We start from the raw sequence: 20174 nt of genomic DNA on the forward strand, positions 1-20174 counted from the left end.
ATTGGTATTAGTTAACATTCATTCCTAAACTCGCAGCGGGTAAACCGCTGCATTTCAGACAACTATACAGTATCTTACCCGTATGCAAATCCTACTTCCCTTAACTGGGAAAATAACTTTCACTATGAAAATTTTTCTCTGTAAATTCCTCCATAACGATTAAATTAGAAATATAAGCCAATGATAAGTATGAATTTTTAACCTGGCTTAGTTTTTGCTCCCTTCAGCGCTATATTTTACATACAAGGAAACGAGCAATGACGAAATGTCCATTAACGACCACCGCAGGTAATCCAATCGCCTATAATCAAAATAGTTTGACCGCAGGCCCTCAAGGTCCACTGCTGGTTGAGGATTACCAGTTGATCGAAAAACTGGCGCATCAAAATAGAGAGCGGATTCCAGAGCGTACCGTTCACGCTAAGGGATGGGGTGCATTTGGAACATTTACAGTAACAAACAACATAAGCCAGTATACCAAGGCAAAACTGTTTGCTGAGGTTGGCAAGCAAACCGATATTCTGATGCGCTTTTCAACGGTAGCTGGCGAAAAAGGGGCTGCGGATGCTGAGCGTGACGTAAGAGGTTTCTCGATAAAGTTTTACACTGAAGAAGGTAATTGGGATTTAGTTGGCAATAATACCCCCGTCTTTTTTGTCCGTGATCCGTATAAATTCCCAGATTTTATTCACACCCAAAAGCGTCACCCAAAAACTCACCTGCGCTCTAACACCGCGCAATGGGACTTTTGGTCTCTGTCACCGGAAAGCCTGCATCAAGTATTAATTTTAATGTCTGATCGTGGCTTGCCAACGGATGTGAGACACATGAATGGCTATGGCTCTCACACCTTTAGTTTGATCAATGAAGAGAACCAAAGAGTTTGGGTAAAGTTCCATATGAAAACCCAGCAAGGCCACCAGTATCATACTGATGAAGAGTCTAAAGCGGTAATTGGCGAAAGCAGGGAGAGTTTTCAAGAGGACTTGCTAGCGGCGATAGAACGCGGAAATTATCCGAAATGGGATATGAAAATTCAGGTGATGACTGAAGCGCAAGCAAAACAGTTCCAACACAATCCGTTTGATCTAACCAAAGTATGGCCACATGGCGACTTTCCCCTCATCGATGTTGGTACACTCGAATTAAATCGCATACCAGACAATTATTTTGCTGATATAGAACAAGCCGCATTTAGTCCGTCTAATGTAGTATCTGGAATTGGATTTTCTCCGGATAAAATGTTGCAAGCACGCATTTTCTCTTATGCTGATGCGCACCGCTACCGACTCGGTACCCATTATGAGGCATTGCCTGTTAATCGCCCAAAATGCCCGGTGCATCATTACCACAAAGACGGTGCAATGCGGTTCTTTAACAATGAACCCGGTGGCAACGAAGATGCTTACTACGAGCCTAACTCAATGGGAGGCCCAAAAGAGATTCCAGAGTATAAACGCCCAGCTCTTGAACTTTAGGGAATGGCAGATAGATACGACCACCGCGAAGATAATGATGACTTTTCACAGCCTCGTGCTTTATATTGCCTATTTGATGATGCCCAAAAGCAGCGCTTGTACGGCAACATCGTGCGCGCGATGGCGGGTGTACCTGAACATATCATAGAACGCCAACTTGGGTTATTTAAATCTGTTCACGAAGAACTTGAAGCCGGTGTTAGAACAGCACTGGATCAATAAGGTTAGCTCCCCAATCTGAATAAAAGCTAGCACCTGAAGTGCTGGCTTTTAAAACGGCTAAATTTTTGACCAAGCTTTTTTGGTTCCAAGCGCAAAAGCGCCGCCTATGACCAAGCAAATGGAGGAGCTCACCCACCAAAATGTCATGCTGTTATCAGGGATAGTTGGCATGATAAAAACAAAGCCAACTCCTCTTATTAAGAAAATTAAACTTATTACACACAAAGCGGTTTTCATCAAAGGTAATTGCCGGACCAATTTTGCCCCTGAAAACGCATAGCATGACCAGAGCAGTAAAATTGTAGCGATAACGGCAGTGATAAGGTGAGGATAAATAAGCCCTTCCTCGGCCATAGTAGCCATTTCTTCGCCGGCACCAAAAAATCGATACCAAGATGCACCGAAGATAATGCAGCCAATGTGCGCCACTGCGGCAATCGCTGTACACACGCCGGCAAAGAGTAAAAAGTAGTTATTGGTTTGAGTTTGCGCGTTCAAGTTTATATCCCTATATGGTCAATTTGCTTGAGTATCGCTGCTCTGCCTTTGCCTGTCGATAGATATGCGCTCAACAGGAGTTATTTGTAGGTCGTGATTTACCACGACAAAGATTTCCGCCGCTTAGGGTGCGGCATTACAACCTAAAAGATCGCGGGGTGAACCCACTCCTACCAGATATGAGCTTAACAGAAAGTAAGGCCAGCAGGCTAAACCTGTGAAGCTTGTTATTTGTAGGTCTTGATTTATCCGAGCAAAAAGATTTCCGTGGCATAGGGTGCGGTATTACAACCTAAAAGATCGCGGGGTGAACCCGCTCCTACCAGATATGGGCTTAGCAAAAAATGAAGACAACAGGATAAACCTGTGAAACTTGTTATTTATAGGTCTTGATTTATCCGAGCAAAAAGATTTCCGCCGCTTAGGGTGCGGCATTACAACCTAAAAGATCGCGGGGTGAACCCGCTCCTACCAGATATGAGCTTAACAGAAAGTGAGGCCAGCAGGCTAAACCTGTGAAGCTTGTTATTTGTAGGTCTTGATTTATCCGAGCAAAAAGATTTCCGTGGCATAGGGTGCGGTATTACAACCTAAAAGATCGCGGGGTGAACCCGCTCCTACCAGATATGGGTAAGTGTCATTACAAAGCTATGCTTTTGGTGCGACGAGTGGTAAATCAAACTGCACCATTAAGCCACCTTTTTTGCGATTAAATAGCTTAAGTTGTCCACCGTGGGCAATGGCGACTTCATTACAAATACTCAGCCCTATACCTGTACCACTTGGTTTTGTGGAGAAAAATGGCAGTACTGCATTTGCAAGCTTTTCTTCTTCCATTCCCGCCCCTCTATCCACGACTACAACAATGAGTCGTTGATAATCAACCAGCAGCTTCACGCCTATTTCATCTATCTTAGACCCTGATTCATGCGCATTTTTAACTAAATTAATCAACACCTGCTCTACCTGTATAGGATCGAAAAAGGCACTTTCTACAGGGAGTGGAGCCAGCAAAGTAAAGTCATAAAGTTTGCTAACGGTATCAAGTAAAGGCTGCAAGGGTTGCTCTGTAATATTTGGCGCAGGTAATCTTGCAAATTCGCTATATTTAGCCACAAATTCACTGAGGTTTTCCGTGCGGCGGTTAATCGTCGAGAGCATGTCGGGCAATAGTTGAATAAGGGCGTGGTTTTGCTCTTTGGCGCTGCGCTCTACAATTGTATTTGCCGAGTTGGTCAACGAAGAAATGGGCGCTAATGAATTATTAAGCTCATGACTTATCAGCCGAATGGCGTTTTTCCATAGCCCCACTTCTTGACGGCTCATTTCGCTGGATAAGTTTTGACACATTAACAATACATGTGGCTGGTGGTTGAGCGTTATGCTCTGCCTTGAAAAGTAATAGCTTTGCTTTTCATCATTGGCTTGAAAAGTCACAAATCCGGATTCTTTTTGTAGCAAAATAGTTTGCAGCTTTGGGTCTGCATTTGCAATGGCATGATGAAGCACTAGGCCGCTTAACGACTTATTGTTATTAAGTAATTTTCCGGCTTTGTCGTTAGCGTATATGACTTGGTCAAATTGGTTGAGCAACAAAATAGATACCGGGGACACTTGTAAAATCGTATCGAGTAACAACTCTCGTTGGCTTGTGGCGTGGCGCTGCTTTTTTAGTGTTGTCGATAAACGATTATATTCTAGAATTAAGTCAGCCATTTCTATGCTGTCAAAATGGGTAATTTGAATTGAGAAATCTTGATCTTTAAAGCTACGAAGCCCATTTGTCAAACAATCGATTATTCGCTGCTGGCGTCCAATACAATATTGAACGCTTAATAGTCCCACAAGCGCTGCACTAAGGAGCCCAGCTGACAGCGATAATGTGATAGGCCACAATAAAGCCGAAGCAAAGCCAACAACACTTGCAAATACTAACAATGAGATAAAAACGCATGCAGACACTGCTGCTTGAAGAGATACCGTCATTTTAAACCAAACTTCTCCATTCTGCGGTATAGTGCCTGTCTGCTTAGCCCAAGCTTTCTTGCAGCTTTACTAACAACGCCATCCGCACTGTCTAACGCTGCTTGAATATCTGCTTGTGTGTACTCAAGTACAGTTCCATGCTGCGGCGTTTGAATCGCCAAATGCGCGCATTCAATTTCTTGTCCTGAGCTCAGCAGCACTGCGCGACCTATGGTGTTTTCTAGCTCTCGGACGTTACCCGGCCAAGAATGATGCTTTAACTGCTTCATTGCCGCGTTGCTTATTGTTTTACTGCTAGGTAAAAAGTGTTCTACCAACTCGGCTATATCTTCTTTACGTTCAGACAATGGCGGCAACTTCAGCTCTATCATGTTAATTCGGTAATACAAGTCTTCTCTAAAAGCACCTGCACGGATAGCTTCTGGTAAATTACTATTGGTAGCACTTATTACCCTTACATTGACCTTTTTTGTCACCGTACTGCCAACACGTTCAAACTCACCGCTTTGCAATACTCGCAGTAATTTTTGTTGACCAGCCAAAGACAAGTTACCTATCTCATCCAAAAATAGGGTTCCGCCATCAGCCGCTTCAAAGCGCCCAGCTCTGGCTTTTTGTGCGCCTGTATACGCACCACTTTCAACCCCAAATAATTCGGCCTCAATCAGGTCAGCTGGAATAGCTCCAGCATTTACCTTAATAAAGGGCTTATGTTTATAGCTGCTATTGGCTTGCACGATTTCTGCAATTTTTTCTTTACCTGCCCCGTTTGGTCCTGTGATCAATATTGGTGCATCAGAATGGGCAACCTGAGTTGCCATTTCGAGCAAGCTCAACATGGCAGGATCGGCAACCACCACACCACACAAATCATATTGTGCCTTTAATTTTTGCACTCGCGCATTACGCTGATTTGCCGCGCTACTCACCTGCTCTTGCAATTCACGCATTTCGAGCAAATTTTTCACTGAGGTGATCAACTTATGGTCTTTCCAAGGTTTAGCTAGGTAGTCTGCCGCACCATCTTTAATAAGCTCTACCGCCATTTCTAGGTTTGTCCACGCGGTAAGTAAGATGATAGGCAAGTCAGGCTCTATATCTCGAATCGCTTTATACAGCGCTTTGCCTTCGTCGCCACTTGTGGTATCCCGCGTAAAGTTCATGTCTTGAATGACCAAGTCGAATTGCTTACTGCGCACCATCTCTAACCCTTGCTGCGGAGAAGTGACACCTTCACACTGAATATCGTTGAGCAACAGAAGGACTTTAATGGCTTGAATTACATCTGGATTATCGTCAATTACCAATACACTCATGAACGCTTTTTGATCCTAATTTATAGATTTAGCCCCATACGGGGCTTTGTTGTTTTTATTATTAACTCGATTTGGTTACTTGAGCCGGTGACACTTTAGCCGCCTCTTTGGCTGGCACGTACACCGCAAGGGTGCTTACAAGCCAAGTGAAAATAGCAACCCCGACTAATAACGGGATCTCCACCACACTTTGCACGCGAACGTTGTGCATCAAAAAATAGTAAAGCAAAATCGAGAGGCCAAAGCCTAGCACTAAACCGATAAAGACTAAAATTGTATTTTCTTTTATTAAAGACCACATTACTTGACCTTTAGAAGCTCCCAGAGCACGCAGTATGCCGTGATCTTTTTTACGTAAGCTAACAGAAAAGCTAACGAGTGCAACGATGCCAAGTGCTGTTACCACACAAGCAATCAGGCTGATCCCTGCCATGGTGAGCGCAAAGGTGCTCCGGCCATCCCATAAACGTTTTTTAGCTCTGCCTACAAACTCGACTCGGTCAACCATTCGCCCATCTGTATGATAGAGTGCGGTTTCGACGTCTTCGAGCACCCGCTCAGACACTCCAGCTTCGACTCTGACTAAGTAATTTACCCGCTGACGATTGCCCCAAATAACTTCAGGAACAATTCCGGAATGATATGGCTGTTGGCTATACGTTGCACCTTCTCCCAGCATTTTGCCTTTATATACACCAATAACTTGATGCGCGATGCGCTGCCTTGAAATGTACACGAATTGACCGAGAGCAGAGCTATCACCAAATAACGACTTAGCTAGCTCTTCACTTATCATCATAACCCCTGCATTTTTGGTTGTTTCATCTCCTTTAATATATTCACTGGCATAAAATTTACGCCCCTCAACAAGCTCAAGTCCAAGTACATCTGCGCCTTTTTCATCAAGACCAAAATAACCAAATACACGGTAGTCAGTTTCTGGTTGGGTGTCTTTAAAAATAGTCCATCCTGGGCCTAAGCTATTCAATACCAACTCTCGACCAGCATAAGACGCTGCAATAACACCAGGCACTTTTTCAATCGCTTGAATGTCCTTTTCTATTAGGGCTGGGACATCGGTTGAGGTATCAAATACCCGCGTCGTGACATTGAGTATTTGACGCTCTTCAAGCTTTGATGGGATCAACCAATTTTGTAATGTTGCGTAGCTAATAAATGCGGTATTGCTGACAATCATCACTGTGATAGCTATTTGTAAAATAATTAATAACGCAATACTTTTTTGCTTTAGAATTAAGCTTAGAATGTGTTTAATCGCCATGTTTATCCCCTTAATTCCGATGCTGGTGATACGCGGCTACTGCGGTACACCGGATATAGTCCAGACAGTCCGACTGCCAAGAAAATACCTAGCGTTGTCACAAGCGCCAATTCACTATCGAACTGATAGATTTGCCTTACTTGCTCTGCTATGGCCATATAGTCAGTTTGGTACATGCGTAAATGGAACATCAATTCAAGACCTGCGAACGCCAATATAAACCCAAGGACAATGGCAGCTAGGGTTAACATTAAAATCTCTAAAAAGTGAATGATCATGATCACGCTTTGGTTGGCACCAAGTGCCCTATATAGGGAAATAAGTTTGCGATTAGCTTGAAATTTAGCCAGCAGAATACCAACGGTATTGACTAAACAAATACCAAATAATAAGTAAGAAAAAGTCAGGTAAATAGCTTCCCATGCCATAAAGCGCTGGATCAAAATATACAACTCGCCCATGCTATAAAAGTCGGTAAGGTTTTTATGTTGAAAACGACCAAGCGCTTGCTGCTGCTTAATATAATTATTCAACCATGTTTTTAATTCGGCCAACTGCACCAATTCTACGTCATTGTGGTACTGAAACCACACCGTCAAATAACCACATTCTGCACTTTTCAGCATATCGATACTGCCACTACGAGGACTGATTGTTGTGTATAAGTCGTCGGTTCTACACGTTACCTGTCCCGTTCTCGGAAAGTTTTGCGCATAAGCATAATTTAGAGGGATAAATACGTCGTGATTATAATTATTACTAAAACTTAAATCTTGAAAGCGACGTTTATAGCGCGTTAGGTCGACTACACCAGCAACTCGTATTTGCTCTCCCTGAACCTGAATAAACTGCCCTACAGAGTCTACTCCACCAAATAAGTGATCGTTGGCATGTTTGCTGATAACAGCGATTGCTTCGCCACTTTTCTCGCTTTGCGCATTCCACGCGGTACCATAGATAAACGGCACATCAAGCACATTAAACATCCCACTATCTGTACCTGACGCCTCAACACTTATTGGCCTAACTGAATTATCTGCAAGCCCCACGATAAATTCAGTGGTATAGTTAAACGATACATATTCATACGGTAAATTCGCTTGTTGAAGGGCCTGAGCATCTTGATACGTCCAACGAGGAAACTGCCTAAAGTCGTTCACGTCTTCATCGACGTCAAAATAGTTGAGGCCAGCTGTGTATAAGCTATCCCCCTTGTAGCCAATTACCTCACTACTGCTTTGTTTCACAATAGCTGACATCGTTAACATTAATGTGATCCCAACTGCTAGGTTGATCACCATCAGAGCACTGAGCTTGGGCTTTTGTTTTAACCCTTGCCAAGCTAAAATTACTAACTCTTTCATTGCCTGCTCCTACACTGCCAGATCAGTTAGCTGAGATTTAGTGATGTCAGTGAGTTCGCCATCAAGAATTTGAATGTTACGACCTGCTCGTCTTGCCAGCTCATTGTCATGCGTTACCATAATCAATGTAGTACCCGCTTGGTTTACTTCTTGTAACAAGTCCATCACTTGCCTTGCCATTAAGCTGTCTAAATTACCTGTTGGCTCATCTGCTAATAAGAACCGAGGTTTTCCAGCTAATGCTCTGGCAATGGCAACACGCTGCTGCTGTCCACCACTTAGCTGTGCCGGGTAGTGTTTCATGCGGCTTGCAAGCCCAACGAGCTCAAGTGCTTCTTCAATGCGTTTTTTGCGCTCACTGGCTTTTATTCCTCTGAAAATAAGGGGAACTTCAACGTTGTTATATAAAGATAAGTCGCTGATAAGATTAAAACCTTGAAAGATAAAACCAATTTTTTCATTTCTTAGCTGTGACAGCTTTTTATCGTTAAGATTGGCAACGTTTTCACCATCTAAATAGTAGTCTCCACGTTCAAAGCGCTCTAATAAACCGGCAATATTCAAAAAAGTCGTTTTGCCTGAACCTGATGGACCGGTAACGGCAATAAACTCCCCCTCATCTATGCTCAAATTCACATTGCTCAGCGCATGGGTCTCAATCAGATCAGTGCGGTAAATTTTGCTTACTTCATTCATTTTTAACATTACTTATTCCTTCTCATTCTTATTTGATGCGCGGCTGACTTACTTACCGAGTAACACTCGCGCTTTGTTATTGAACGGCTCTAAACTTGAGATCACGATTTCTTGCCCCTCACTCAAGCCATCGATAACCTCAACTTCAGAAATACTTTTTACACCAAGCTGAATGGATGTTTGATCTGCCTGCTCACCGACAACTGTGTATGTAAAACGCCCAGCGCCTGTTTCAACAAATGCACCTCTTTTTACTTTGAGTACGTCTTGCTTTTGCGACAGAATAATTCTGGTTGATACCTTTTGATTTTGACGAAGACCACTTGGCTGCTCGTCAAATCGCACCCGTGCACTCACGCGGCCAGCTTCAATTTCAGGGGAAATTGCAACTAGCTTAGCGCTGTATTGATATTGATTAATGAATACCTCAGCGGCCATGCCTGCACCTAGGTTTTCTGCATAAATTTCAGGAATTTGTGCTTCCACTTCAAGCTCTGAAAGGTCAACCAATGATATGAGCGCCGCATCTTGCTGCACGAACTGTTTTTGCTGCACATGTACCGTACCAACAATCCCCGACAGAGGCGAAACAATATTAAGTGCAGCAACCTGACGCTGCACTTCTTCTAGAATATGTTGTTGTCGAGTTAGACTGAGTTCGCTACTTTTGAGCTCAAACGCGAGCCGCTCTTGCTCCAGTTTTAAAGACTCAATGGCATGCTGCTCTTGCAATTGTGCGCGCTTTAGCTCGACCATGGACTGCTCAAGCTCTAGCTTTGAGATGATTTGCTTTTCGATACTTTGTTTTGATCGCGCCATTTCCCGCTCAGCGGCTTCCAGTTCTACTTTCGCCATTTCCATGCGTTGTTTGGTATCGAGTAGCTGCTGCTTGATTGAGATCCGCTGGCGCTCAACTTCTGTTTGAAGCCGTTCAAACGTCGCTTCCTCTTGAAGTAGACGATTATCCAACTCAGGACTGTCAATGCTGAGTAAAATTTGTCCTGCAACTATGGTATCACCTGGTTTAACGTTGAGTGTTACCGTGCCTGATGCAATAGCGTATAAATCAGGGTTATTCGCAGCGAGCGTACGCCCCTCAACACGAATATCTTCGCTGATATCACCTCTTACGACTGTGGCAAGACGTATTTGCTCCCGCGACACCGCCTGCTCGGCAGATAAAATCGTGTTAATGCTTGGCCAAGCACTGGTTAATCCACCTAAGGTGATCCCAAGGGTAAGTAAAGCGATAACAGGCTTTTTTATGGTTCTTTTTTTGGCGACTTGTTTGTCTTGCGCACTTGTATCTTTAATCATGCTACCTCCATGCGGACAAGTTGGTGTCCGCTAATATGATGAGTAATTAATAACAAGTAACGTGCCAGAACTTATATTATTGTTTTATATAGATTTTATTAATTTTAACGATGTAAATTAGAGAAGTTGGACGGACACCGGACAGTTTTCGGACAGCGGTTGGTTGTGTTGGGTTGTTGTGATGATGGATTTTTGAGAGAGCTGTATTAAAGATCTCGGGATAAACCCGCTCCTACTCAACGTCGGTAACCCTTTAGCACAAAGTTCACTCTGTTAGCTCAGCAGCATAGGTAGCCATGACTTAACGTGATATTAGGTTAAAACGATAACCGTACTCAAAAGATCGCGGGGTGAACCCGCTCCTACCTGAGGTATATTTTATCGCGGGATAAACCAGCCACATTAAATATTGAATGTTTGGCATTGGAGTAACCCGCTGACATACAAAACTATTGGTACTGACCCTCACCCCACAGCTGTTTTAATTCTTCAATAATGACTGGGTCATCAATGGTAGACGGTACGATAATATCTTCTCCATCCACCAGCTGGCGTAAGTTCTTTCTAAGTATTTTACCCGAACGGGTTTTGGGTAAACGCTCAACGACTCTAATAGTTTTAAGACAGGCAATCGCGCCGATTTTTTCTCGGATCAAGACTCTTATTTCCTCTGTAATGGCCGCTTCAGTGGTGTTTACACCATCTTTTAATACCACCATAGCAATAGGCACTTGGCCTTTTAACTCATCTTTACCGGCAAATACGGCGCATTCTGCAATAGCATTATGGCCTGCAACAATTTCTTCCATTTCACCAGTTGACAGTCTATGTCCGGCTACGTTTATTACGTCATCGGTACGGCCCATAATAAACAGATAGCCGCCTTCATCAAAATAGCCGCCGTCACCAGAGAGATAATAACCGGGGTATTGAGACAAATAACTGCCTTTAAAGCGCGTCGTATTATTCCAAATAGTGGTTAAACAACCTGGGGGAAGGGGCAATTTAACTGCAACAACGCCTTGTTGATTGGCCTCACATGTACTGCCGTCGACATCGAGGATCTCAACTTGATAGCCAGGTATGGGAACCGTGGCACTGCCCGCTTTTGTGGGCATCAGCTCAATTCCAACGGGATTAGATGCGATAGCCCAACCCGTTTCTGTTTGCCACCAGTGGTCAATTACCGGCAGCTTTGTGGTGGACTGTAACCAGTCGTAGGTGGCAGGGTCAAGTCGCTCACCTGCCAAAAATAAAGTTTTTAAACTGCTGGTGTTGTAGTTAGCCAATAGCGCCGCGCTCGGATCTTCTTTTTTAATGGCACGAAATGCCGTGGGCGCACTAAAGAGCGCTGCCACTTGATATTCTTCAACCACTCGCCAAAACGCCCCAGCATCCGGGGTTTTAATCGGTTTACCTTCGTATAACACGCTGGTGCAACCATAAATCAGTGGGCCATAGACAATATAAGAATGCCCCACAACCCAGCCAATGTCGGATGCTGCCCAAAATACTTCACCGGGCTCCATGCCGTAAACGGTTTTCATACTGTAGTTTAATGCCACAGCGTGACCCCCCTGCTCTCGCACTACTCCTTTGGGTGTGCCTGTGGTGCCAGAGGTATATAAAATATAAAGCGGATGCGTGCTTGGTAAAGGCACAGCATCAAAAGATTCTGGTGTATTTGCCACCACCGTCCAATCTAGATCTCTTGGCGATGACATCTGTGCTTGGTATGCTTCACGCTGTAGCACAATGCAATGTTCCACTTGATGCTTTGCCAACGATAAAGCTTCATCCAGCATAGGTTTGTATTCAATAGTGCGACCTATTTCAATTCCACAAGAAGCACTGATCACTAGCTTTGGTTTAGCATCATCTATTCTCACCGCAAGCTCATGGGGCGCAAAACCGCCAAACACCACAGAATGAATAGCACCCACGCGCGCGCAGGCAAGCATAGCAACAACCGCCTCAGGCACCATGGGCATATAAATTACCACCCTATCACCTACGCTAACACCAAGTTGATTTAAGCCAGCCGCAAAATGGCTCACTTGAGAGAGCAATTCTCGATAGCTAATTTTGCGTTTGGTATTCGTCACCGGCGAGTCATAAATTAATGCGGTTTGCTCGCCTCGGCCTTGATGTACATGATGGTCAAGTGTCAAATAACTGGTATTCATCAAACCATCACTAAACCAATGACTTAGCCCCTCTTGGTCTTGGTTATGTCCGATTTTTGGTGGCGTATGCCAATCAAGCCGTGCCGCTTCGTTGAGCCAAAATGCCTCTGGGTCTTGGGAAAATGTGTGGTATGCCTGCTGATAGGTTGTTGTTGTCATAATAGGTTACTCAGTTTTGCTAGAACAGAGTAAAGATAGATAAAAAGCCGCCAAGTTTTGATGAGACTTTAGTCTTGCGAGGATGATGTGGATCAATGTTGGGGGCGTTAAATATGATTATGTCCGTGCAATACATGTAATCACAGCATCCTGAACAACAGTCATGGTAGTAAATATGACTACGGTTCAGAAATCCACTGAGATTTATACAACCAAATTTACCTATTGCTCGCTTTCAAGCTTTAGCAGCAGCGCTTTAATATCATCTTTTGCGCCAGTGATATGCTTTTTCAAAAAGTCACAGGCCCCTTTGGTATTTTTATCGCGGCACAGCTCTAATAGCTGGCGATGTTCCTCGGGCGCAGTTTTAATGCCACCGGCAAGAAGGATGTGCATGCGCACGTAGCGCTCAGAGTTTTTGCTGTACACATCCACCAACTCGCGAGTTTGTGGGCGCTGTGCTTTGCTGTAGAGTTTACTGTGAAATTCGGCGTTGAGTTTGCCCGTTGCCAGCTGTGTATCACCAGCGGCAGTGGCTTCTTCAAGTTCAGCTAAGATGGCTTCGGCTTCTAATAGGTCGCGCGCGGTTAACTTTTCGATTGAGTGACGTAATAGCTCGGCTTCTAACAATGCGCGTAAGTCAAATATTTCATCAATTTGTTCGGCACTTAAACGCGTGACTGTCGCACCTTTGTGCGCTTCAAAGTTAACTAAGCCTTCAGCTTCTAGTTGCAGAAGGGCTTCTCTAACTGGGATACGACTGACATTTAACTCATCCGCCAGTGCGGCTTGCCTTAGCGGCTCGCCCGCTTTGATTTCGCCAGTGAGGATTTTTTCACGAATTGCTTCAGCAACTAATTGAGTTCGAGTTTTATGTACAATCGCCATAATCTTTAGTAATTATTGTTTTATGAACCCATTATAAACGTATCTGAATGCAAATTGCATGTTTGTCTTAATTAATTACAGGGTCATGTATTGAGTTATCAGTGTCTGCGCAAAATTAGGTTTATGTTTATTGTACCGAGTTTCGCTTTATGGGTTATCTGTAAACGAACAAATATATTTGCTCTTCGTCATTAAGTCGAACCCAGCAATATCGCATTAGGAACGACCCGTATAACGATGACTTTATTAGTGAACACAAGTCTCTAGTGCGTAGTCGAAGCTTCCCCCAGCGTCTAAGCAGTTGTCAACCGCAATAAAATTACTGGTCAGGACAAAAAATACAACAGTACCGACTAGCGCTATGACCCCTAAAACCAGCGCTAGCTTGAACTTGTGCTTATTTGAGTTGATTGGTGAATTAGGCTTTTTATCTGTGTCTTTACAAACCATGGATACTATGACTGTTCCGATTATTGTTATGAAAAGCGCTAACTTATCACTCTATACATATCCACTCAAGCAAAAAACTCTTAAGTACCAACCTACAGCTCAACCTCGCTATAAGCATGAACACCGCCTTAAGTACAATACAGTAAAAAGCCCATAGCGGTACTATGGGCTTGGTTTGCTTAACTTTGTATACAAATTGGTCTTACGAATCGTTTGAGCGCTTCTAACCCTACCGATGTTGAGCGTACATCGGTTGATGACGGAAACGGCCCACCATGGTTCATGGTGGCACACACTTCAACGCCTGTTGGCATTTGCCCATAAATCAGTCGACCTACACGGTATTGTAGCGCTTCCATGATGTCTTTAGCTTGATGTAGGTCAGACTCAGTGCCGTGAATGCTGGCGGTGAGCTGTCCATCTAAGTCTGCGATTAAGTCTTCAAGCTGCGCTAAGTTGTCATAGCTCACCACTAAAGCACTTGGCCCAAAGACTTCTTCTTTAAGCCTTGCATCGGTTGCAAAGCTTTCGCTATCCGTCAGGAACAAGTGAGCGCTGGCGTGAAACGGCTGTGCTTGCTCACCAGCGCTCAACAACGTTACTTGAGGGTGTGCTTTTAGCGCCGCGATGCTGTTTTGATAAGCTTTTAAAATGCCCGGAGTCAATAAGGTATCAGAAGGCGCTCCACTAACACTTTGCTTAGCCGTCTCGATAAATGCTTGCGAACTACTACTTGGCACCAACCAAATACCGGGGCTAGTACAAAATTGACCATTACCCATAAGTAAAGACTGGACAAATTGTGCACCAAGCTCTGCGCCTTGTGCCTGAACTTTTTCAGGTAAAACAATTTGCGGGTTCACGCTGCCAAGCTCAGCGTAAAGCGGAATAGGTTCATGGCGCTTCGCGATGGTGTCTTGCAATGCTTTTGCAACACCAAAGGAGCCTGTAAACCCAACCGCTTTGATAGGCTTAGCTTCCACCAACCAATGCGCGACATCATACACTTTGGCTTGCAGCATTGAAAACACCCTGCTTGGCATATCACACTTACTTATTGCTGTGGCGATGGCCTTAGTCATTAGCTCACACGTTGCCGGATGTGCTGGGTGACCTTTATATACCACAGGGCAGCCAGCGGCTAACGCAGCTGCGGTATCGCCTCCGAGCGTAGAAAAGGCATACGGGAAGTTTGACGCACCAAACACCGCAACAGTGCCAATTGGAATATGCTTAAGCTGTGTTTTTGGCTTAGGCAGCGGAGTGCGATTTGGGTCCGCTTGCTCTTCTTTATCTAAACTGAGCTCTGCTAGGTTATCTCTCAGCGCTGCGGCAAATGCGTTTAATTGGTTGACCGTGCGGCCACGCTCGCCCTCAAGCCTTGCTCGTGGCAGGTTAGTTTCAGCCATCGTGGTAGTTATTAGTTCATCACCTAAGGCGAGAATTTCTTGTGCTATGGTCTCTAGAAACTCTGCACGAGCAGTCATCGACGTTTTACGATAAGCCTTAAAAGCCTGCTCTGCTGCATTAACGGCTTCCTCTACTTGTGCTTCACTGGCGTTAAAAAATGCTTGCGTTAACGATTCATTGGTTGCAGGACAAAACGCATAAAATGTTGTTGCATTTTGCGCAGCTTGCCACGCACCGTTAATGTAGCTCTTTCCTGATAAATTCATTGTTAGCTCCTGTTTTCTTTCAGTCTTAATGGCTAGAGCACCTGAAAACCAAATGCGTAAGGATCTTCGTCATCTACTGTAATGCAGTTACTCCCCGTTTGACGTGCCCAACCTTGAATACTTGGTTGAATAGCCACTTTTCCCGCGACCTCAGTTGTGCCTTCGACCTTACCGATAAATTGACTGCCTATGATGCTCTCGTGAACAAAGGTATCACCCTCTTTTAGCAGCCCCTTTGCATATAGCTGCGCCATTCTTGCACTTGTGCCTGTGCCACAAGGTGACCTATCAAGTGCTTTATCGCCATAAAATACCGCGTTTGCTGCATGACTATCTGAATGCTGTGGCTTGCCTGTCCATAACACATGGGAGGCACCGCACACGGTAGAGTCTTCAGGGTGGATAGGGTTTATTTGCGCATTAACTGCCGCGCGCACTTTAGGGCTCCATGCCAGTAATTCAGCGGCGCAACTTTGATCCACGCCAGCAAATAGACTTTGAGGCTCAACAATTATGTAAAAGTTACCGCCGTAAGCGATATCAACAGTAAGCTCTCCTAGCCCATCAACGTGGACAGGCACCGCTTGATACGCCAAAAATGCCGGTACATTATAGAGCCTTACCCAAGTCACTTTACCTGCATTCATTTCATAATAGGCATTCACGCGCCCCGCTGGAGTATCAAGTTTGAGTACACCCTGTTCTTTTGGAGTAATAAGGCCGCTTTCAAGGCCAAAAGTGACTGTCCCGATAGTGCCATGTCCGCACATCGGCAGACACCCAGAGGTTTCGATAAATAGGATTGCCACATCCCCATCAGCAGTGGTCGGTGGATATAAAAAGGCACCCGACATCATGTCATGGCCTCTGGGCTCAAACATCAGTGCGCGCCTTATCCAATCGTAGTCACGTAAAAAATGTTGGCGCTTTTCACTCATGCTCTCACCCAAAAGCGTTGGATGACCGCTTGTGACCAAGCGCACAGGGTTGCCACAGGTATGGCCATCAATACAATAATAGGTGCCCAAAATCATACGCTTAGTCCAAGTTAAATTGGCTTAAGTCAATTCGATTTGCCATTGCTTCATCGAACAAGCGACTTACATAGGCTTTTTCTTCTTGAGTGAGAGGTAATCTTGGCGAGCGAGTTACTTCACTACCTCGTCCAGCTAGCTGCTCGGCATATTTAATGCACTGCACCAGTGTTGGGATTGTATCTAAGCGTAACAAAGGTAAAAACCAACGCCACAGAGCGCGCGCTTCCTCAAAACGACCTTGCTCAGCAAGCCTATAAATAGCCACTGACTCGCGTGGGAATACATTAGTCAATCCCGAGATCCAACCCGTTGCACCAAGCATCAGGCTTTCCAGTGCGATGTCATCAACACCACCAAATACCACGTAGCGATCGCCAAATGCGCTAAACAGCTCGCTAATACGACGGGTATCTTCCGTTGCTTCTTTTACAGAAACAATATTGGACTCTTCAGCTAAGGTTTTCATGCCTTCGATTGACACGTCGACACCATAGGTCACTGGATTGTTGTAAATCATAATAGGTAACGCGGTGCTGCGCGCCACCTGTTGGTAATGATGAATAGCTTCACGCTCGGTTGAACGGTAGACCATTCCCGGCAATACCATCAGCCCATCTATGCCAAGCGCTTCTGCATCCTTGGCAAACTCAATAGCCAGTGCTGTTGTGGTCTCAGCCACACCACTAAGTAGTGGCACTCTATCACCTACCACTTCTGTTGCAGCTTTTAAGACTTGGCGTTTCTCGTCAGCCGTGAGTGAGCAATTTTCACCTACGGTGCCTAATACTATGATGCCATGAACCCCTTCGTTAATCAGGTTATCTATCATCGCTTTTGTGGTATCAAAGTTGATGCTTTCATCATCATGGAATTGAGTGGTTACCGCTGGATATACACCCTGCCAATTTACCTTCATGGTTCTCGCCTTTCATTAAGTTGTTTAGTTATTGTGCTTGCTATCATAGGTATATTGTATACAATAATCAATATTCAACTTGAGATTTTTTAGCCATCCACTCAAATGATTGGCTTAACTCTCTGTAGTCTTATGATTTATATGTAATAAATTTTTCTTCTTGGTATTTAAACGAGGCCTGATTGATGGCTATGTGGAAATACAATTTAAGATGGTGAGGTAAATCGTGGAAAATAATAATAACATTGCAGTAATAGGTGCTGGGATTATTGGGATCACCACAGCGCTGCAATTAACTCGACGAGGCCACGCTGTTACCTTGATCGATAAAAATCAGCCCGCAGAGGGTTGCTCTATGGGCAACGCGGGGCATTTTGCCACAGAGCAAATATTTCCCATGGCAGATGCAGATATACTCACAAAGGTGCCTAGCATGTTAGTCAATCCGCTTGGGCCTTTGCGAATTGAGACTACTTCTTTACTCAAAAATATTCCTTGGTTTGTACGATTCTTAAAGCAAATGAAAAGTAGCTGCTTCCATAAAGGTACAATCGCACTTAGAAGTTTAAATGAACGCGCACTCCCCGCATATCAACGTTTGCTTGGTGATAAGTATCATACACTTATATCTAGCAACGGCAGTTTACTGGTATTTGAAGGCGCCGAAAGCGTAGCGCGTCAAAGCTATCACAAATACGCCGAGCAGGACGTTTCAGTGAGCTTACTAACAGGTGATCAAGCCCGAGAAATGGAGCCGAGCCTATCAAATACCATTACCTCAGCACTGTATTTTGATAAAGTCGCGCATAGCACAGATCCCTACGCCCTCTGTTTGACGTTATATGAGCAGTTTATGCAGCTAGGCGGTACTTTCAAGCAAGGCTCAATCGATAATATTACCCACACAGGGCATGGCTATACACTTCACTCCAAAAGCCACATGATGGCCTTTAACAAAGTAGTTGTGGCAACAGGTGCTGCAAGTAAAACGCTCTGTACGTCTTTAGGTTACTCACTGCCCATGATTGCCGAGCGTGGTTATCACAACATGTTGGCAGTGAATAATACGCTTACCAGACCCGTCGCATCAAGTGAACGAGGGTTCATTATGACGCCAATGACAACAGGGTTAAGACTTGCCGGTACAGTAGAATTTGCCACACTGGAGAGTAAACCCAACTACAGCCGTGCTCACGCGTTATTACATCATGCACGCATGCTGTTAAACTCATCGCTGCCACAGGAAAATGATAACTTGTGGGTTGGTTGCCGCCCTTCACTCCCAGATTATTTACCCGTCATCGGACAAGCGCCTAATCATCACAACCTTTATTTTGCACTAGGTCATCAACACCTAGGACTGACCCAAGCCGCAATTTCAAGTGAATGTATCGCAGATCTTATTGACAACAAGCCCAACGACATCGATCTTACTCCTTTTAGTATTGCTCGATTTAATTAAACAAGGAGCACAAAAATGAAAGGTATTGCATACCAAAGTGCGCAGCAAGCGCTAGATAACTTAGAAGATATGACCAAAGGCGTAGCACCGATTGGCGAAAGCGAGTATTTAGCAAGAATAGAAAAAGCTCAACACTATATGCAGCAAAACAACATTGATGCACTCTATTTAAATGCAGGTACAAATTTAAAGTACTTTACCGGTTTACAATGGTACGCCAGTGAACGTTTGGTCGGCGCTATTTTACCCGCCACCGGACAGGTCCAGTTTATCGTCCCATTTTTTGAAATTGGCTCTATTAAAGATTATTGGCTGATTGAAGGCCCTATCCATACTTGGCAAGAAGAAGAATCTCCTTACGAGCTTGTCGCAAACGTAGTTAACACACTCAATATTGATAGCACAGGTACACTCGCCATTGACGAAAGCACTGCGTTTTTTGTTGCTGATGGGATCAGACTCGCGGCACCAGAGCTTTCGCTTATTAATGCAAAGGCAGTAACCGCACATTGCAGAATGCATAAATCGGCAAATGAAATTGCCCTTATTCAACGCGCAATGGACATGACACTTGCCGTACATAAAGCGACGGCATCTATGCTGTATGAAGGGATCACCACAACCGAAGTGGAAGCCTTTATTAATGAAGCGCACAAAAAAGTGGGTGCGCCGGGCAATTATTTTTGTATTGTGTTATTCGGTGTCGCGTCCTCATTCCCACATGGCGTGAAAAATCCGCAAACGTTGAAAAAAGGCGATGTGGTTCTCGTCGACACAGGCTGTAAGTTACACGGCTATCTTAGTGATATCACCCGTACTTATGTTTTTGGCGACCCCAGTGAAAAGCAAAAATCCGTTTGGCAAATCGAGAAGCAAGCGCAACTTGCAGCATTTAACGCAGCCAAAGTTGGCGCGAGTTGCGGCGCTGTTGATAAAGCCGCGAGAGAATATATTGCCAGCAATGGGCTAGGTCCTGACTATCAACTACCAGGTTGCCCACATCGCACTGGACATGGTATCGGCTTAGATATCCACGAATGGCCTTATTTAGTCAAAGACAACCCAGAGCCGCTTGCCGCTGGAATGTGCTTTTCAAATGAGCCTATGCTGGTTATTCCTGACGAATTTGGCATTCGCTTGGAAGACCATTTCTATATGACCGACGATGGCCCACGTTGGTTTACTGAACCTGCCCACAGCATAGACAACCCTTTTGGGGTCGAATAGCATTAGCAATAAAT

14 protein-coding genes and 1 pseudogene are annotated in these 20174 nt (G+C 44.5%); 3 read left to right on the forward strand and 12 right to left on the reverse strand.

What is annotated here, in order from left to right:
* Positions 1-257: 257 nt before the first annotated feature.
* A pseudogene (locus HUZ36_RS00985) lies at positions 258-1700 on the forward strand (catalase).
* Between the two features lie 57 nt (positions 1701-1757).
* Here the strand turns inward: HUZ36_RS00985 and HUZ36_RS00990 are convergent.
* The 12 genes from HUZ36_RS00990 to HUZ36_RS01045 all read right to left on the reverse strand — a co-directional run bounded on the left by HUZ36_RS00990 (position 1758) and on the right by HUZ36_RS01045 (position 17471).
* Entirely contained in the window at positions 1758-2198 is a 441-nt protein-coding gene (locus tag HUZ36_RS00990; RefSeq protein ID WP_176031776.1) for a hypothetical protein, read from the reverse strand.
* Between the two features lie 648 nt (positions 2199-2846).
* On the reverse strand, positions 2847-4184 hold the full coding sequence (locus HUZ36_RS00995; RefSeq protein WP_176031777.1) for a sensor histidine kinase: 1338 nt from the start codon (positions 4182-4184) through the stop codon (positions 2847-2849).
* Entirely contained in the window at positions 4181-5500 is a 1320-nt protein-coding gene (locus HUZ36_RS01000) for a sigma-54-dependent transcriptional regulator (protein ID WP_176031778.1), read from the reverse strand. Before HUZ36_RS01000 ends, HUZ36_RS00995 begins: the two co-directional genes overlap by 4 nt.
* A gap of 61 nt (positions 5501-5561) precedes the next feature.
* Positions 5562-6782, reverse strand: a complete 1221-nt coding sequence (locus tag HUZ36_RS01005; protein ID WP_176031779.1) for an ABC transporter permease — start codon at positions 6780-6782, stop codon at positions 5562-5564.
* A gap of 2 nt (positions 6783-6784) precedes the next feature.
* Positions 6785-8146: an ABC transporter permease gene (locus HUZ36_RS01010; protein ID WP_176031780.1), complete on the reverse strand. Its 1362-nt coding sequence runs from the start codon at positions 8144-8146 to the stop codon at positions 6785-6787.
* A gap of 9 nt (positions 8147-8155) precedes the next feature.
* Positions 8156-8851: an ABC transporter ATP-binding protein gene (locus tag HUZ36_RS01015; protein WP_176031781.1), complete on the reverse strand. Its 696-nt coding sequence runs from the start codon at positions 8849-8851 to the stop codon at positions 8156-8158.
* A 39-nt stretch (positions 8852-8890) separates the two neighbouring features.
* Positions 8891-10159, reverse strand: coding sequence for an efflux RND transporter periplasmic adaptor subunit (locus HUZ36_RS01020; RefSeq protein WP_128731360.1), 1269 nt, complete (start codon positions 10157-10159; stop codon positions 8891-8893).
* A gap of 449 nt (positions 10160-10608) precedes the next feature.
* A complete protein-coding gene (locus HUZ36_RS01025; RefSeq protein WP_176031782.1) occupies positions 10609-12504 on the reverse strand; it encodes a propionyl-CoA synthetase in 1896 nt (631 codons plus the stop codon).
* Positions 12505-12726: 222 nt separating this feature from the next.
* Positions 12727-13392 carry a GntR family transcriptional regulator gene (locus tag HUZ36_RS01030; RefSeq protein WP_128731358.1) on the reverse strand — a complete coding sequence of 222 codons (666 nt, stop codon included), beginning with the start codon at positions 13390-13392 and terminating at the stop codon, positions 12727-12729.
* Between the two features lie 629 nt (positions 13393-14021).
* A complete protein-coding gene (locus HUZ36_RS01035) occupies positions 14022-15518 on the reverse strand; it encodes an aldehyde dehydrogenase (NADP(+)) (RefSeq protein ID WP_147389634.1) in 1497 nt (498 codons plus the stop codon).
* 32 nt (positions 15519-15550) lie between these two features.
* A complete protein-coding gene (locus HUZ36_RS01040; protein ID WP_125252754.1) occupies positions 15551-16552 on the reverse strand; it encodes a 4-hydroxyproline epimerase in 1002 nt (333 codons plus the stop codon).
* A gap of 4 nt (positions 16553-16556) precedes the next feature.
* The gene (locus HUZ36_RS01045) at positions 16557-17471 is read right to left on the reverse strand and encodes a dihydrodipicolinate synthase family protein (protein ID WP_147389635.1); all 915 of its coding nucleotides are present in this window, start codon (positions 17469-17471) and stop codon (positions 16557-16559) included.
* A gap of 226 nt (positions 17472-17697) precedes the next feature.
* Between HUZ36_RS01045 and HUZ36_RS01050 the strand changes: the two genes are divergently transcribed.
* Entirely contained in the window at positions 17698-18933 is a 1236-nt protein-coding gene (locus HUZ36_RS01050; protein WP_176031783.1) for an NAD(P)/FAD-dependent oxidoreductase, read from the forward strand.
* A 15-nt stretch (positions 18934-18948) separates the two neighbouring features.
* On the forward strand, positions 18949-20160 hold the full coding sequence (locus HUZ36_RS01055) for a M24 family metallopeptidase (RefSeq protein WP_176031784.1): 1212 nt from the start codon (positions 18949-18951) through the stop codon (positions 20158-20160).
* The last annotated feature ends 14 nt before the right edge of the window (positions 20161-20174 follow it).

The organism is Pseudoalteromonas sp. McH1-7 (genome assembly GCF_013366255.1).
In the GTDB taxonomy this organism is placed as follows: domain Bacteria; phylum Pseudomonadota; class Gammaproteobacteria; order Enterobacterales; family Alteromonadaceae; genus Pseudoalteromonas; species Pseudoalteromonas peptidolytica.